The following is a 17,759-nucleotide window of genomic DNA, read 5'->3' on the forward strand; positions in this document are numbered from 1 at the left end:
AAAGAAAAGCGGAGCCGACTGTTTAGTCCCGAAGGCTAAGGTTCTTTCCCACAGAAGATGCATTTTATCTTCTCGTGGGGAAGGTTCTTAGACAGAAGGGGCTAGGAGGCAGAGCTGGACATAAAGAAAAGCGGAAGCGGACTTTCGTTTTTAAATAAAAGGCAATCACACGATGTTGTGATTGCCTTTTTATGTGGAGATAATAAAAAAAATTTATCAAACAAAAGGGGAATTTGCGTCGTCTTATATAAATGACAGGAGGCTTATGATGGAAGAAAAGATAGAAGAATTAATTGATATATATAAGCAGCAAATATATTCCTTATGCTATAAGTTAGCGAAAACGAAAGAAGATGCGGAAGATATTTTTCAAGAGACGTGGATAAAGGTTTTTTCATCAAGGCACCAACTTTTTTATGTGGATAATTATAAAAAGTGGATTACTACAATTTGCGTTCGTACATTTTATGACTTTTACCGCAAGAAGAAAAGATGGAAAGATCGCGTCTTAGATTTATTTCATAAAGAAGATGGTGGAGAAATAGATTTCGCAGATGATGTGAATATATCAGAAGAATTTATTCAAAAAGTGGAAGCGGAAATGATACGGGAAGTTATACAGCTATTGAATGAAAAATATAAAACCGTGCTCGTACTCTACTATTATGAACAATACTCTTATAAAGAAATGAGCGAAATATTAAATATACCGATTGGTACAGTGAAATATCGCCTTAATTATGCGAAGAAGCAAATGCGAGAACATTTGGAGGGGTTCGTTTATGACAGAAGATAAATTTGAACAGAAGGTAAAGAGTAGCTTAGCAGAAGAGATAACTCCAAGCGAAGAGCTAATAAATAACACGAAGCAGGGCGTGCGAAAGGCTCAGAAGTTAGAGAGGAAATGGATGATTTGTATTCACACCATTTGGATTGTTTTGTTAACAATTGTTATAGAACAATTTGTCACACATTTGGATTATAAAATTCCTATGTTGATAGCCATTGTGATTATGATGCATGTATACATTCCGATATATGTTGTAATACAGTCATTTTTAAAGAAGGAGTATAGATTACATGAAAGAGTTCGCTAATCCGTTTGTACTATTTGAAGTAGCTGGAGTGACGATGTTTTTAGCTTTTATAGCACTTTTAATATGTGTTGCATCATGGGTATATACAGATGCTAAAGCACATCAAATGAGCAAAGGATGGAGTATTTTAGCAGTTATATTGCCATTCTTTATTGGGTTTTTATTATATATGGTAAGAAGAAGTAAAAAGAAGGTTGAAGGAGAATGTAAGGTGAATTTTGTTAAAAAACAGAAAGTAACATTAGTTGCGATATTGGCAAGCACAATGTTTGTATTACTTAGTGCTTTTACTTTTGCACAAACGTTAGATGATGCATGGAGAGCCGGGGATATATATTTAGCAAATGAGAAGCAAGGGAAAACAAGTTATGAGGCAAAATTCTCATCATGGGATATTGCCAGTAAGGATATTGAATTTCAGTATGAAAAGGATACAGAAGTGACATTTTCTTATGAGACAGATGCAAAACGAGGAAACTTATGTTTTAGTGTGTATGAAAGACAAGGAGAAGGTATAAAAGAGTTAAAGGAAATTTGTGAATCGAAAAAAGGTACTTTTACAGTTACTTTAAAAGCAAATGAAGAATATGTATTGAATATAAGCGGATTAACAGTAAAAGATGGATTTGTAAAAGTGAATTGGCAAGAGAAATAAAAGGGGCCCTATAAAGGACCTCTTTTTTATTGAATAGTATAAGTAACAGAAAAACTAACAGGACTATAGTAAACGTAAGGTGCATGAAATTGAACATACATATTTCCATCTGTTTTTGCAGTGAAAATTCGGCCGTAACCATCAGAATAACGTCCAATTAGGTTATGATTTGAGTCATAAACACTGTAACTAGGAGTTTTGCTGTTAGGATGAATTGTTAGTTCTTGTCCTTTTTGAAGGAAAATAGGTTCTTGTTCAGAACTACCTCCAGTTTGCAAAGAATAAAATTTTGTAAAGCTTTGTTCTTGAGCGGCAGCAGCGACTTTTGTTTCAGGAATAAACGCAGTAGCTCCAGTAATTCCTGCTAAAGTTAATGCACCTGCTAAAATCATTTTTTTCATAATAGAAAAAGCCTCCTTATTAGTTGTAATCAGTTTTGTTACAATTAATATTGTATACGATAATGGGTAGGATAAAATATGCTTTTATGCATATATATTTTTTCTCAATAAAAGACCACCGATAAAATCAGTGGTCTTTTAAATGATTAAGCAGCTTTCTGTTCAGTTTGAGGAACAGGTTTTTGAAGCGAGTTATAAACTCCTGTTCCGATAACGTCTAATGCCATTCTCATTCGTTCAGGTGAAATGTTTTCTAATACGTTATCTTGAGGTGTATGGTATACCTTCTCAATATGATAGATTAATGGATTCCAACTATCGACACCCATCCAAATGAATAGAGCAGCAGGAATACCAGCTTCAGCAAATGGAACATGATCACTAGAACCGAATTTACCTTGTAGGATGAGGTTATTATTTAGTTGTTTACCTGCTTGCAAGGCAGCGTCTGTTACAAAGTTTGTAGAGCCATCAGGTGTCATAGCATATAAATTCTTTGCTTTATCATAATTTGTTGCAACCATGTCGGCGTTAAAGACACCTAAAATACGGTCGCGTTCTTTTTGGGATAGACTATTCACGTAATAATCCGAACCAAGTAATCCAGTTTCTTCAGAACCAAAGGTAATAAAGCGAATTTCTTTATCAGTTTCTACATTTTGAAAAGCACGAGCTAGTTCTAATACTAATCCAGTTCCAGAAGCATTATCATTTGCGCCAGGTGCTCCGACAACACTATCATAGTGCGAGCTTACAACGACTGCTTTTTCATTACCTGTACTCTTTTTTGGTTTCTTTTTGGCGATAACATTTAGAGATGTTAATTTAGATTCATGTCTCGCTTTTAGGGAAAGAATTGTTGTCCCCTTTTTAGCGATTTCTTCTTTAAATGCATTTCCTTGCGCATAAGCAAGACCAAAGACAGGGATAGATTGCTTTTTCATTAGGTGGGGATTGAAGGTTTGTCCATAATTTCCGCGTCCGCCAATTAAACTGTATAAAAGAACACCTTTTGCACCTTTGCTAACAGCATTTTCAACTTGTTTATTATAGTCGGTAACTGTCGTTCCTCTTTCAAATAAAACAATTTTACCGTTTACTTCATTTGGAATATCTTCTAATTTTGTCCCACCTTGAACAAAGATAAGGGGAGCTGTAACAGCTTCTGTAGAAATTAGTGCATTAGGAGCGGCACCAGCTTGCCAATTACGTTTTGTTGATAGGGGTGATTCAATGAATCCAACGTATTGATCGGGCACCTGAAATGGTTGATATTCTACGTCATAGCCCATTGATTTAAGCTGCATACCAATGTAACGAGAAGCCCATTCTTCGGATTTTGTTCCACCGGGGCGAGGACCAATTGTTTCAGATAAGAAACGAACATGTTCAATCGCGCGGTTTGGATCAATCTGTTTTGTAATAGATGGAGTTTGTGTAACCTCTGACGTGGAATCCGCTTTTGCTTGCCCAATTGGAGCTAAGCTAACAGCAAGTGATACAGCAAGCAAAGAGCTTACTATTTTTTGTTTCAATAATTTTCTCATTTTTTCCTCTCCTATTCTTCTATTCTCTCTGACTGACAAAAGAAGACGGATAATGACTTTATTTTACCTTCACACCTTTTATTTTTCAATATTCTGACATTGAGAAATAAAAAAACGATATATGCATATTTGCATATTTTTGAGGGAGATATGTATGCTATCATTTTAAACGAAGGTTCGCTTTCTACTCTGAAAGCTCCTACATTGCATGAATCTAGTGTACCCAAACTTTAGATTATGTAGAGGAATGGAACCACTGTAGGGTTTCATTTCTCATGTTTGAATCAGTTGATGGTAATTATGTTTCCGCATTTCATAATTATTATCAGTGATATATGTAAGGCATCCATATGAAAATAAGAGGCTGTTCAAAGGTTTTCCGTACTTTTGGGCAGCCTCACCCCGTTAAAAGGACGATACTTTATGTATCGTCCTTTTTGTATAAAAAAACATCCAATCAATTGAGAGATTGATTGGATGTGAAAAAATTATTAATAATTTTTTTTGCGTTTTGTAGCTAAAATACTTAATAATCCAGCTAGTAGAAGAACAATACCTACTGTTTGTGTAGGGTCTTCTTTATGACCTGTATTTGGAAGGTGCTTATCCGTATTTCGATCATCTTGCTGTTTGTTATCTGTTTTATTCGATGTTTCTTCGGAAGTTCCGTTTTCGTGTTTCTCAGATGTTTCATTGCCTTTGTTATCTTCTTTATTTGGAGGAGTAATTGGCTTGTCATCTCCACCTGAAGAAGATTCAATTTTTTTATTTGAAACTGTAATTTGTAGTGGCTTAGCTTGGGCTTTATCAATTGTAAAGTTTATTGGTGATGCATCTAATTGATAGCCTTTAGGAGCCTTTGTTTCTACTAATTGATAATTACCAGGTTTCAAATCATTTACGATTACTTTTCCGTGTTGATCTGTTTTTAAACCTTCTCGGATGACTTTTCCATCTTGGTCTAAAATATTGAAAATGGCACCTTCAAGTGTTCCATGGTGATCAATATCAACTTTAGTTAACTCAATTGAACCTGTTGTTAAACTATTTAAGGCTGTAACAGAGGTAACCTGAGATTGTCCTTTCGTAATTGTGAAAGGAATTGGTTTAACGTTTAAATCATAGCCAGTTGGAGCTTTCGTTTCAATGAACTGATAATCTCCCGGACGTAAATCAGAAACTGAAATCTTCCCATCTTTATCAGTAGTTAAATCAGTGCGAACAATTTTACCTTTCGCATCGATGATGTTAAACACTGCATCAGAAAGTTTTGTATCTGGATTTATATCATCCACTTTTATTAATTCTACAGCACCCTCAGTTAAGCTATTTGTAGCAGTAACTTGGAGCTTTTCTTTTTGGCTTTTCTTAATTGTAAACTTAATAGGTGTACTATCTAATTTATAGTGTTCAGGAGCTTTCGTTTCAATAAACTGATAGTCCCCAGGACGTAAATCAGAAACAGAAATTTTTCCATGTACATCTGTTGTAAGCTCAGTGCCAATGTCGTTACCATTCATATCAGTAATTTTAAATATCGCACCTTTAAGAGCAGTACCATCTACATCATCTACTTTAGAAAGTTCCACAGTGCCTTTCGTTAAGCTATTTGTAGCTGTAACGGAGATAGGATCAGCTTGGCTCTTTGTGATTGTGAATGGAATTGGCTCTTTGTTTAAATCATAGTGTTTCGGAGCCGTTGTCTCGATGAATTGATAATCACCAGGACGTAGGTCAGAAACGCTAATTTTACCTTGTTGATTCGTAACAAGATCTTTGCGAATTACAGTGCCATTCATATCCACAATTTTAAATACTGCGCCTTCAAGAGTAGTGCCATCGACGTCATCCACTTTAGAAAGTTCCACGCCGCCTTTTGTTAAACTATTTTTCATAGTAACGGTAGCAATATCTTTTTGGCTTTTTTCAATTGTAAATATAATTGGTTTTTTGTCTAAATCATAGTGTTCAGGAGCCGTTATTTCAACGAATTGATACGTACCAGGACGTAAATTTTCGATAACGATTTTACCTTCACTGTTTGTTTTTAAATCTGTTTTAAGTACTTTGCCATCTTGATCTAGTAAATTAAATACCGCATCGGCAAGTTTTGTTTGAGTGTTTAAATCATCAACTTTAAGTAATTCGATACTACCTTGTTTTAAGCTATTTGTAGCAGTTAAAGAAATAACTTTCTTCTGTCCTTTTTCAATAGTGAATTTGATTGGTGTTTCATCTAAAACGTAATGCTTAGGAGCTTTCGTTTCGATGAATTGGTAATCACCAGGACGTAGGTCGTTAATTTCGATTATTCCTTGTTCATTTGTAACAAGGTCTTTATGAACTACATCACCGTTCATATTAACAATTTTAAATACTGCATCTTTAAGAACAGTGCCATCAATATCGTCTACTTTAGAAAGTTTAACTGCACCCTTTGTTAGAGCATTTGTAGCAGTGATATGAAGAGTTTCAGTTTGGCTCTTTTTAATTGTAAATACGATAGGTTTTTTATCTAAATCGTAATGTTCAGGAGCAATTGTTTCAACGAATTGATACGTACCAGGACGTAGATTTTCAACAACAATTTTACCTTCAGCATTTGTTTTTAAGCCTTCTTCAACTAGCTCACCGTCTGCATCTAATAAATTAAATACGGCGTTAGAAAGTTTTGTATTTATATCAATATCGTCAATCTTTGTTAGTTCAACGCTACCTTTTTTCAAAGCATTTTTGCCTGTAACATTGATCTCTTTCGTTTGATTTCTTTCAATTGTAAATGGAATCGTTGTTTCATCTAATACATAGTGCTCAGGAGCTTTTGTTTCAATGAACTGATAGTCTCCAGGGCGTAAATCAGAAACAGAAATTTTTCCGTTTTTATCTGTAACAAGATTCGTATGAACTTCCTTACCATTCATATCCACAATCTTAAAGATTGCACCTTCGAGCATCGTACGATCGATGTCATCAATTTTTGTTAATGTTACTGCACCTTTCTTTAAACCGTTAGTAGCGGTAACAGTAATATTCTCTTTTTGACTTTTTTCGATAGTGAACGGAATAGGGTCTTTGCTTAAGGTATAGTCTTTTGGAGCTTTTACTTCAATAAATTGATAGTCTCCAGGACGTAAATCAGAAGCAGTAATTTTACCGTTTTTATCAGTCGTTAAACCTTTTCGAATTACCTTTTTAGTATCATGAGCGTCAACGATTATAAATTCTGCACCTTCAAGAGTAGTGCCATCAACATCATCAACTTTTGTTAAAGTGACGCCACCTGTAAGTAAACTATTTTTTACAGTAACAGGGATAGGAAGATCTTCCTTACTACCTTTTTTAATTGTGAACTTAATAGGTGTTTTGTCTAATTTATAATGTTCAGGGGCTTTTGTTTCGATAAATTGATAATCCCCTGGTGCTAAATCAGGAATAACTAATACTCCGTGATCATCTGTTGTTAAATCTTTCATAATTTCTTTGCCAGTTGCGTCTTGCAATGTGAATACAGCGCCGGCAAGAGCTTTACTACTTTCCACATCATCTTCTTTAATAAGTTTAACTTTTCCTTTCGTTAAACTATTTTTAAATGTAAGTGGAAGGAGTTTTTGTTGTCCTTTTTCGATTGTAAATTCAATTGGTTCTACATTTACATCGTAATAAGTTGGAGCCTTTGTTTCGATAAGTTCATAGTTACCAGGACGTAAGTCATCTACAACTAGCATTCCTTTACTATTCGTAACAAGGTCCGTACGAACATCTTCATTAGTATCTCTATTAACGATTTTAAATACTGCACCTTCAAGTGTTTCCTTTTCATCTGCAGCATTCACTTTTGTTAATTCAATACCGCCTTTTGTTAAGCTGTTTTTAGCGGTAACAGTAGCCTGAGTTGTTTGACTTTCTGTAATCGTAAATTTAATTGGTTTTGTATTTTTGTCGTAATACTTCGGTGCTGTTACTTCGATAAATTTATAATCGCCAGGGCGTAAGCCAGTAGCGATAGCTTTACCATCCGCACCAGTTTTTACATTTTCGCGAATGACTTTCTTTTCATCATTAGCATCAACAATTTTAAATACAGCACCTTCAAGAGCTGTACCATCGATATCATCAACTTTTGTTAATTCAACATCTCCTGGTTTTAAAGCATTTTCAGCTTTCACAAGTAGAGTTTCTTTCTGACTTCTATCGATTGTAAATTTAATAGGTTCTGCTCGTAAAACGTAATGTTCAGGAGCAGCTATTTCAATAAATTTATACGTACCAGGACGTAGGTTACTAACTTTAACTTTACCGTTTTTATCAGTAGTTAAGTTAGTGTAAGGGGAAACGTCATTATTATTTGTATCGACAAGCTTGAATACTGCACCTTCAAGTGGTTTTTTCTCACCAAACTCATCAACTTTTAATAATTCAACTTCGCCCGTTTTTAAGCTGTTATTTGCCGTAACAGTAGCAAGAGCTTGTTGGCTTTTATCAATTGTAAACTCGATAGGGTTTGTACTTAACGTATAATCCTTAGGAGCTTCTGTTTCGATAAATTTATAAACACCAGGCTCTAGATCTTTAACGGTAACTTTTCCATCTGAACCTGTTTTTATATTTTCACGAATTACTTGTTTCTCGTCATTCGCATCGACAATTTTAAATACAGCACCTTCAAGGGCAGTGCCATCGACATCATCGACTTTCGTTAAAGTGACACCACCTTTAATGAGGTGATTTGTCGCGGTAACAGTAAGTGCTTTCTGTTGGCTTTTATCAATTGTAAATTTAAGCGGTTTTTTATCTATTTCATAATTTTCAGGTGCTTTCTCTTCAACAAATTGGTACTCTCCAGGAAGTAAATTTTTCGCTTCGATTTGTCCGTTACCATTTGTCGTTAATTTGGTATAACCAGGAATTCTTTTGTTATTTTGGTCCCGTACACTAAATACAGCACCTTCTAAAGTATTACCCTCTTTATCAACTTTTGTTAGGATAGCTGAGCCTCTAATTAAGCTGTTTTGGGCCGTTTTATTAATTACTGTTGTTTGATCTTCCTCGATTGTAAATTCAATAAGTCGATCATCTAATTGATAATGCTCAGGAGCCTTTATTTCTTTTAAGTAGTATGTTCCTGGTTTTAAATTATCTACAGTAATTTGTCCTTTATCATTTGTTGTTAATTTTTCGTGTTCTGAAATTATTTTTTGGTCTTTATCAAGTAGTGTGAAAACGGCACCTTGCAGTGTGACGTTTTTATTCAGGTCATCAGACTTTGTTAAAACTACTTTACCGACAAACTTCTTATTTGCAAGTTTATATGTTGTAGTCTCTTGTGTACCAAGTTCAACAATTTTCCCTTGTTTTAAATCCCAGCTAATTACATAGCCTTCAGGAGCCTTTGTTTCTTTTAATAAATACTTATCGCGTTTTAAATTATTAAATTTAGCGATACCGTCTTTGTCTGTTGTAATTTTACGGATAACAGTTTTACCTGTACGATCGTATAAAGTAAATTCTGCCCCAGCTAATAGTGCGTTTTTATTGTCGTTATCTACCTTTATAATTTCAAGGTTTCCACGGCCTTTAGTAGCAGATCCTCCGCCTGAACCAGAAGACATTCTCACTTCAATCGTTTCAGTAGTTTCTGTGTTTTTAACTGTCAACTTATTGCCTGTGATTTTCGCTTTATTACTTACTTTTTCTTTATCGTCTGCATTAATAAGTGAGCGATATTCTAAAATATAAGCTCGATCAATTTTTTTCAAGAAGGCAATTTCGAAATGTTGTTTTCCGGTATTATTGTCTGTTGTTATTTTGAGTTTATAGTCTGTTCCTTCTTTTAATTCGTTTACTGTATCTTTTGTTAAATTTCCATATGGATCAACAGTTGTAGGATATAAGTGGAATGAATCTTCCACAATTACCTGATTTTCGGTTGGGTCATCTGTTACAACGGCATCTGCAATGGTTGATTGGCTTTCGTTAATTGCGATACTCCAATTAATATAGTTGTCGTCTTGCACAGCTTTTTTAGTAACGAAGCTGCCACCTTTATTTACTTGAGTGTCACCTGTAAGGGTGTTTACGATTTTAGAGCCATCTTTTAAATCTGCCTCGTTTTTGTAGGTGCCTTGGATAAGTTCACCATCAAGGCTTGTTTTAAAGATAATATAGTAAGGTGAATTAATTGATTGTTTAAAATGAACCTTTAGGGTGTTTTTATTGTTCTCTGTAGGTTCTTCAAGTTCATATTTCTCAGTTGGTACAGCATTACCAGGTTGTGCATTATCAGGATTTCTATTTAAAATCATATCGCGCACTTCAATGGATCCAGGCACTAACTTTTGTTTATCTTGTATGACGTCTATAACATAAGGATCTTTAATCTCAACATTATTATAGTTAAAGCCTATTATCCAAGTAATTTCCTTCGTTTGGGCGTTATAAGAACCGTATTTATAACCATTTGCCTTTGTGAAAGTATCAGGATCGAAATTAGCTTCAACTTTATTTGATTGTGGATTAGAATCCGTATCTATCCAAGAAAGGTTACCTGTATTTTTAAATGAAGTTTTACCACTTTCTAGCTTTGTATAATCAAAGTCTGTCGTATATTTTACGACTAATGTCTTTGTCATATTAGACTGATACGTACCTATAAGAGTAATTTTGAAGCCTTTATCTGTTACATCTAAAACATAGTCAGTCCCAGCTTGAAGGGTATAATTTCCGTCTTTAATTTCTAGTTTCTTATCTTTTAATTGTAATCCACCATGATCAAAGGTGTCCGTAATAATCGCGTTGTTTAATGGATAGTTGTTATTATTTACTATAATTGTCCAAGTTGTTGTTTTGTCTTTATAATTTGTTTCAGCTTTATTATTAGATTTAATAATATTTTGCTGCTTGAAGCTAGCTTCATTTTCTTTACTTGAATCATTATCAGCTGTAACTTTATTTTTTACTTTTCCATCTTCTATAACTTTATTAGTTGGCTTGGTTTTATAGGTAATCACATAAGCACTATTAATATCATCATTAAACTGTAAATCGAATCCATTCTTCTTGTTACTTACAGTGTAATTATTAACAGCGTCTCCTGTTACAAGCGTTCCTTTTTCATTATATGAAGCGTTTTTTACAACAATAGAATTTGCATCTAGTTCGTGTGTATCGTCAAAAATATCTTTTAAAATCGCATCTGCTTTTTTGATCTCTCTTTGATCACCATTGTAAGTAATTGTCCACTCAATTGTTTGCGTCTTTGGATCATATTTACTTGTTTTATTTAAGTGTGTACCACGAGAAACCGTTACAGTAGAGCTTGCGTTTTGTTGCTTTTGATTATCACTCGTTATCGTAACGTTATTTCGGAAACTTTTAATATTTTCATCAGTAATTTTTGTGGCATATTCGATTTGATATGCTTTATTGATAGAATCTTTGAAAGCAATCTCCAATTTTGAGCCATCTGATGAAATAATATTGTAATCTGTTGGCTCGGCTTCTGCACCACGCGTTACATTCCCATTAACATCAACTTCTAAATAATAAACTTTAATAGAATCTTTATTTAAGCTTGTACCTTGTGGAATGTTATCTTTAAAAACAGCGTTTTTAAGGGTGTCTTTCGTTTTGTTCATCTCTACTTTCCAATTAATTTCATTTGTATTAATTGGTCTATCAGGTAAACCCTTTTTATTCGTAGCTGTTTGTACATTAGGCTTAAAGTCAACTGTAATAGAAACATCCTTATCTTTAATCGGGAAAGGAATTTCTTGTGTTGTTGTACCTTTAATTTCAGCTTTATTAAATTCTGTCTTTAATTGTAGGTTACCAGCAACATCTGGATGCTCTTCAACATAATCGTTGAATGTCATCGTGACTTTTCCATCTTTTGTAACAGTAAAATTACCAATTTGATGGTTTTCACTATCATATAAAGGACTGTTAATTGTATTGTAAATCTTAAAATGTTTAGGAAGATCAAAAATATAGTAATCTCCATTTTTCACATTCATTGATTTTAAAAGTTCCCATGTAAACTCAATATTGGCAGGGGAATCTGTACTTGGACGGTTATCCTCTATAAATGGTTTTCCGTCTTTATCCGTCAACTTTACACCGGTTAAAATGTTTGTTGTTATTTGCTTTGGACCTGAATTTGTATTCTCAGCAGGGTCGCTTGATAGCTTTTGTTCTGGATTGTCAGTAGCAATTTTAGCTGCTGGGTTTTGTTCCGGATTATCAGTGGCAGTTTTAGCTGCTGGGTTTTGTTCCGGATTATCGGTAACAGTTTTAGTTGCTGGGTTTTGTTCCGGATTATCAGTAACAGTTTTAGTTGCTGGATCTTGCTCCGGATTGTCAGTAACAGGTTTAGCTACTGGATCTTGCGCTTGTTTATTAGTATCCTGTTTGGTGCCATCTTCTTTAGAGTTTTCTACTTGAACAGGAACTGATATAGGCTGAACCATTGTTCCTAAAGGAAAAGCGATTTGAACTGATTTTTCCCCAGGTTTTAAAGTTGGGTTAAACACGGTATCAACTTTAATTTTTCCTTTAGCGTCTTTCAAATTTTCTACTTGATCATTAAATATTAATTTTAATTTATTATCTTTAGCTGTTATAAAATATTGACCAATATTTTTTTGATCTGTTACTAAATCCCCTTGCAAATCTTTAGATACTTTTAATGCAAGTGGTATTTGAACTACTGCTGTATCATTTGCGTGTGCAACTTGTTGATCCTTTATTGACCAAGCGTATTCTACTTGAATGGTTGATCCTATCTTTATTAAATTGTTAGGATTTTTTGATTCGTCAATAATATGATTCGTCGCATCTTTCATTTCAACAGTGTCAAATAAGGAATCTCCTGTTAAGGTTTCCGCTCTTACTTGATTGTATGGAAAACTAGCAAGTTGCGAAAATAGTACGAATACAATTAAACATACATTAAAAAGTTTTTTCATTTTTCCTCCTCTGAACATTCATTTGTCCATTGGGGACTTATTCCACATGAACAAATGGAATATTAAAAGTATTTGTTATAAGCTATTTATTTTTGTTATCCCTCCGTTTCTATACGCGTTCTCAGACAAACAGAATTATGTTCAAAGCAATATTATTTAACGTAAAACAAAATGTATATTTACACAGTTCTATGGAAATATACACAATTCGACAAAAAATGTCGAAAAAAATACTGATATAAATAATGATATCAGACCTTTATATGTGAGATAGTTTTCATGTATATCTAGTAAAAAAGAATGGTTATAAAGGTAAGTTTTACGATACATACTAACCAATGTAGTGTATCCCTTTGTGAAGGCTTATTTTTGCCTTAAAGTTATGTGGAAATAAAAATCTAGATAGGGTTGGTTTTGGTCAGAATGAAGACAATATGTACTTTGAAAATAGTCATTTATTTTGTCTAAAGAGAGTTGTGCGATTAGTGGACCGAAGTTGAAAGGTGATAGTTTCTTACATTGTTAGAGAAATATAAGGATTACAGAATATTCGACTAACACGTTACTACGGTCATTTTTGAGCCTGTTTAAACAATAGGAAAGAAGGTGTTTTACTCCTTAGTTACAATATCTTTTTAGTAAAGATAAGCTTAAGTAACCTCCGCTAAAGATTATATACTTAAATGATAAAGAGTTCAACACTAGTTCACATATTTTCCCAAAAATAAAAAACGGCTGTTTTATGTGGAATAAATCTACAAAACAGCCGTTTTTGGTATTAGATTTCTGTTAAGATTATTGGTTCACCGCGTGTTACGACAACGGTATGTTCACATTGTGCAACAAGACTTTTATCTGGTGTAACGAATGTCCAACCATCGTCACCACGTTCAATAATATGATCAGCTTTCATAGAGATGAACGGTTCTACAGCGATAACAAGACCGTCTTTTAGAAGCGCATTATCCATTGGGTCATAGTAACTTAAAATGTGATTTGGTGCTTCATGTAAGCTAAGACCAATGCCGTGACCAGTTAAGTTTTGGATAACATTGTATCCACTTTTATGTGCGAAGTTTGAAACAGCACGACCAATTTGATTTTGTTTTGAGCCAGCTCTAACCTTTTTCATTGCTGCCCAAAATGCATCAACCGCTGCTTGGCAAAGTTTTTCTTTTGCCTCGTCTTCTCCAAGAACAAATGAAATGCCTGTATCTGCATAATAGCCATCAAGTGCAGCGGATACATCGACGTTTACTAAGTCGCCTTCTTTTAATACACGATCTCCTGGAATACCATGAGCAACTTCTTCATTTACACTAATGCAAGTTACACCTGGAAAATCATATTCTTTTTCAGGTGCAGAAATAGCACCATGCTCATCTAATACTTTTTTACCGATCAAATCAAGCTCTTTCGTTGTCATACCTGGCTTCGCTTGTTTTTTCATTTCTTCACGTGCAAGCGCAACGATGCGGCCGATTTTTCGTAAGCCTTCTAAATCTTGTTCATTACGAATAATCATGAAAACCACTGTCCTTCCTCGAATATATATCTTATCCGATTGTATCATGTTTATTTTCGTCCTGCTACTCGCTTGCGGTATGCAGGTTGATTCCTCTCATAAAGAATACATGACAATTGTCATATCGATGTCATGACGCATCATACTGTTTCCTAAGTTTTCCAAGGAATACAATGTAAATATAAGAAACAGCGGGGGTGGAGAGATGGAAAAGATTATTGAAGTAAATGATGTTTCTAAAACATTTAAACATAAAAACGCAGTAAATAATGTTTCATTTCATGTAAATAAAGGGGAAATAGTAGCGTTGCTTGGTCCAAATGGTGCGGGGAAAACAACGACGATGTCGATGATGCTTGGATTAAAGGAACCAACGGAAGGTAAGGTCTCTATATTTGGAAAGAGTCCAAAGCATAGAGATGTTCGTAATAGCCTCGGTGCGATGCTGCAAGAAGTAAGTGTCATTGATAGTATTACGGTGGAAGAGGCAATTGAGTTATTCCGTAGTTATTATACGAATCCTATAGAGAAAGAAACGTTACTGCAGTTAGCAAATTTAGAATCAGAGCGAAAGCAAAGATGTGAGAAATTATCAGGTGGGCAAAAAAGAAGGTTAAACTTTGCGCTTGCACTTGCGGGAAATCCGGATTTGTTATTTTTAGATGAGCCGACAGTCGGAATGGATATTACGTCTCGAAGAACGTTTTGGGAAACGATTCGAAAGTTAGCAAGTGAAGGGAAAACGATTATTTTAACGACGCATTATTTAGAAGAAGCAGATGCTTTAGCAAATCGTATCTTATTATTTGCGAACGGAAAGATTATCGCAGATGGTACACCAGACGAAATGAAAGCAACGATTTCGAGAAAAACAATTACATTTTACTCAAAGGAAAGCATTCCTACAAAATTACTAAAGGAATTACCAAATGTAACAGAAGTAAAGTCAAACGAAGGACGCTTCATTTTAACAACGGAGGATACGGATGCAACTTTAAAAGCCATTTATCAAAGGAGTTTACCTGTAACAGATGTTTCAGTTGAACGTGGAAGCCTTGATGAGGCATTTGAACAGTTTGTCGCAAATCAGAAGGAGGAAATCGCATGAGAGCGTTATGGATGCAGTGCAAAATAGAAATTTTACGTACATTCCGCAATAAATTATTTATCTTTTTCTCATTATTAATGCCTGTTATGTTTTACTACATTTTTACAAATGTTGTTCAAGTACCACAAAACGGAGATGCGTGGAAAGCACATTATTTAATTTCGATGGCAACTTTCAGTATTGTAGGGACTGCACTCTTTAGTTTCGGTGTGAGACTTTCTCAGGAAAAAGGGCAAGGATGGACACATCTTTTAAAAATTACACCGCTTCCAGAGGGAGCATATTTAACAGCGAAAATTATCGCTCAAACAGTAGTAAATGCTTTTTCAATATTAGTTATCTTTATTGCAGGGATACTAATTAATCATGTTGAGTTAACGGTAGGGCAATGGATTGGTGCGGGGTTATGGTTATTGTTAGGGGTAACACCATTTTTAGCGTTAGGAACAGTAATAGGTTCCATTAAGAAGGCGGACGCAGCTGCTGGCTTAGCAAATATTTTAAATATGAGTTTAGCTATAGTTGGCGGGTTATGGATGCCGATTGAAGTATTCCCCAAAATATTAAGAACGATTGGTGAATGGACACCAACATACCATTTCGGAAGTGGTGCGTGGGATATTGTAGCTGGAAAATCAATTGGATGGGAAAATATCGCGGTATTAGGAGGTTATTTCCTTATATTTGTTGTAGTATCAATATATATAAGAAAAAGACAGGAAGCGGTATAAATGATAGAGAAGAAGAGGATTGAGATTTTTCCGAAACATATGGGATTTTTTCCGTACATGTGGCTTGTTTATTTATTATTTCCAATTTACCATTTAGCACAAGCATCAGGATGGAAGCTTGTGCTAGGAAGCGGTATGTTGATACTTTTTATTATCACATACCGTCAGCTATATTTTGTTCAGAAGACGTTTATTTTATGGGCATGCATTCAAATGATACTCATCTTTTTATTTGCTTTATTTTATAATCCCTTCATGATATTCTTTGGCTTTTTCACGGCAAGTGCGATGGGATTTGCACCAAGTAAGAAAGTATTTCGGGTATTACTCTGTTTGTTAGCTGTAATGCTTGGAGCATTTGTATTTGTAAATATGAATCAACTAACACCAACAAGTTTAGTAAATATCGTCCCGATGTTTATTTTAATGCTTCTTACGCCATTTGGTATGCGTAATTTTAATCAGAAAAAGATGTTAAGAAATCAATTAGATGAGGCGAACGAGCAAATTAAAGACTTAGTAAAACGTGAAGAACGGCAGCGGATTGCAAGAGATCTTCATGACACATTAGGGCATACGTTATCTCTTATTACTTTGAAAAGCCAGCTTGTAGAGAAGTTAATTGTGAAAAATCCGGAGCGTGCAAGTGCGGAAGCGAAGGAAATTACACAAACGTCTCGTACAGCCTTAAAACAGCTGAGAGAATTAATTTCTGATATGCGTATGATTACGGTAGAAGAAGAGCTAGAGCAAATAAAAGCAATCTTACAAGCAGCTAACATTGAATTAGAAGTGAGGCAAGAAGCAAGATCGAGCTCGTTATCACCAATTGAACAAAATATTGTCGGGATGTGTTTACGTGAGGCCGTTACAAATGTTGTAAAACATAGTAAGGCGACGCGGTGCGCAGTTTCTGTATTAGAATCACAAGGTGAACTAATTTTGAAAGTAGAAGATAACGGAATTGGTTTAACAGATCAAAATCATGATGGAAATGGTATTCGCGGCATGAAAGAACGAATTGCTCTTATTGATGGATTTGTTGAACTAGGTACAATCAATCCAGGGACGTTGTTAACAGTAAAAGTTCCAGTTGTTATTAGAACAGGAAAAGATGAGGTGAGGGCATGATCCGAATTATTATTGCAGAAGATCAGCGGATGCTTCGTGGTGCGTTAGGGGCTCTGCTTGATCTAGAAGATGATATCGAAGTAATTGGACAAGCGGCAAACGGGGAAGAGGCGCTAAAATTAATTGAATCGTTAAAACCGGATATAAGTATTATGGATATTGAAATGCCGATTCAAAGTGGATTAGATGTTGCTGAAGCGTTAAAGAAAGAAAAATCATCATGCAAAGTAATGATTTTAACAACATTTGCACGGCCGGGATATTTTGAAAGAGCAATGAAAGCTGGTGTGCACGGCTATTTATTAAAGGATAGCCCAAGTGAAGATTTAGCGGCAGCAATTCGTAATGTAATGAAGGGAAAACGAGAGGTCTCCCAAGATTTAATGTTCGGCCTATGGCAGGAGCAAAATCCGTTGTCAGATCGCGAAAAGGAGGTATTGTTGCTTGCGAAAGAAGGAAAGACGGCAAACGAAATTGCGAAGGCACTTTATCTTTCGCCGGGTACAGTACGTAATTATATTTCTGAAGTATTAGCGAAGCTTGATGCGAAAAATAGAATTGAAGCAATTACAATTGCGGAAGAAAAGGGTTGGATATAAAA

General features: G+C 34.8%; 11 protein-coding genes. 7 read left to right on the forward strand and 4 right to left on the reverse strand.

Features of this window, described 5'->3' with window-relative positions; genetic code table 11:
• The first annotated feature begins 268 nt into the window (after nt 1-268).
• The 3 genes from B9A45_RS02380 to B9A45_RS02390 are packed head-to-tail and all read left to right on the forward strand — an operon-like array spanning nt 269 to nt 1,752.
• The gene (locus B9A45_RS02380) at nt 269-796 is read left to right on the forward strand and encodes an RNA polymerase sigma factor (RefSeq protein ID WP_000391478.1); all 528 of its coding nucleotides are present in this window, start codon (nt 269-271) and stop codon (nt 794-796) included.
• Nucleotides 783-1,097, forward strand: a complete 315-nt coding sequence (locus B9A45_RS02385) for a hypothetical protein (RefSeq protein ID WP_000133823.1) — start codon at nt 783-785, stop codon at nt 1,095-1,097. The genes B9A45_RS02380 and B9A45_RS02385 overlap by 14 nt, the downstream gene beginning before the upstream one ends.
• Entirely contained in the window at nt 1,081-1,752 is a 672-nt protein-coding gene (locus B9A45_RS02390) for a hypothetical protein (RefSeq protein WP_000657191.1), read from the forward strand. Before B9A45_RS02385 ends, B9A45_RS02390 begins: the two co-directional genes overlap by 17 nt.
• A gap of 26 nt (nt 1,753-1,778) precedes the next feature.
• Here the strand turns inward: B9A45_RS02390 and B9A45_RS02395 are convergent, their stop codons facing one another.
• The 4 genes from B9A45_RS02395 to map all read right to left on the reverse strand — a co-directional run bounded on the left by B9A45_RS02395 (nt 1,779) and on the right by map (nt 14,236).
• The gene (locus B9A45_RS02395; RefSeq protein WP_000738221.1) at nt 1,779-2,153 is read right to left on the reverse strand and encodes a hypothetical protein; all 375 of its coding nucleotides are present in this window, start codon (nt 2,151-2,153) and stop codon (nt 1,779-1,781) included.
• 146 nt (nt 2,154-2,299) lie between these two features.
• A complete protein-coding gene (locus B9A45_RS02400) occupies nt 2,300-3,700 on the reverse strand; it encodes a M28 family metallopeptidase (protein ID WP_001228769.1) in 1,401 nt (466 codons plus the stop codon).
• A gap of 491 nt (nt 3,701-4,191) precedes the next feature.
• On the reverse strand, nt 4,192-12,663 hold the full coding sequence (locus tag B9A45_RS02410) for a SpaA isopeptide-forming pilin-related protein (protein ID WP_142263038.1): 8,472 nt from the start codon (nt 12,661-12,663) through the stop codon (nt 4,192-4,194).
• A 778-nt stretch (nt 12,664-13,441) separates the two neighbouring features.
• The gene (gene map, locus B9A45_RS02415) at nt 13,442-14,236 is read right to left on the reverse strand and encodes a type I methionyl aminopeptidase (protein ID WP_003313889.1); all 795 of its coding nucleotides are present in this window, start codon (nt 14,234-14,236) and stop codon (nt 13,442-13,444) included.
• Nucleotides 14,237-14,393: 157 nt separating this feature from the next.
• On the opposite strand from map, the gene B9A45_RS02420 reads away from it, so the two are divergent.
• Genes B9A45_RS02420 through B9A45_RS02435 form a run of 4 tightly spaced genes read left to right on the forward strand, consistent with a single transcriptional unit; the run spans nt 14,394 to nt 17,757 of the window.
• Nucleotides 14,394-15,296, forward strand: coding sequence for an ABC transporter ATP-binding protein (locus B9A45_RS02420; RefSeq protein WP_016111033.1), 903 nt, complete (start codon nt 14,394-14,396; stop codon nt 15,294-15,296).
• Nucleotides 15,293-16,027, forward strand: coding sequence for an ABC transporter permease (locus B9A45_RS02425; RefSeq protein ID WP_001202427.1), 735 nt, complete (start codon nt 15,293-15,295; stop codon nt 16,025-16,027). Before B9A45_RS02420 ends, B9A45_RS02425 begins: the two co-directional genes overlap by 4 nt.
• The gene (locus tag B9A45_RS02430) at nt 16,028-17,158 is read left to right on the forward strand and encodes a sensor histidine kinase (protein WP_000570626.1); all 1,131 of its coding nucleotides are present in this window, start codon (nt 16,028-16,030) and stop codon (nt 17,156-17,158) included.
• The gene (locus tag B9A45_RS02435) at nt 17,155-17,757 is read left to right on the forward strand and encodes a response regulator transcription factor (protein ID WP_000619244.1); all 603 of its coding nucleotides are present in this window, start codon (nt 17,155-17,157) and stop codon (nt 17,755-17,757) included. The genes B9A45_RS02430 and B9A45_RS02435 overlap by 4 nt, the downstream gene beginning before the upstream one ends.
• The last annotated feature ends 2 nt before the right edge of the window (nt 17,758-17,759 follow it).

This window comes from Bacillus sp. JKS001846, from assembly GCF_900176455.1.
GTDB classification, from domain to species: Bacteria; Bacillota; Bacilli; order Bacillales; family Bacillaceae_G; genus Bacillus_A; species Bacillus_A cereus.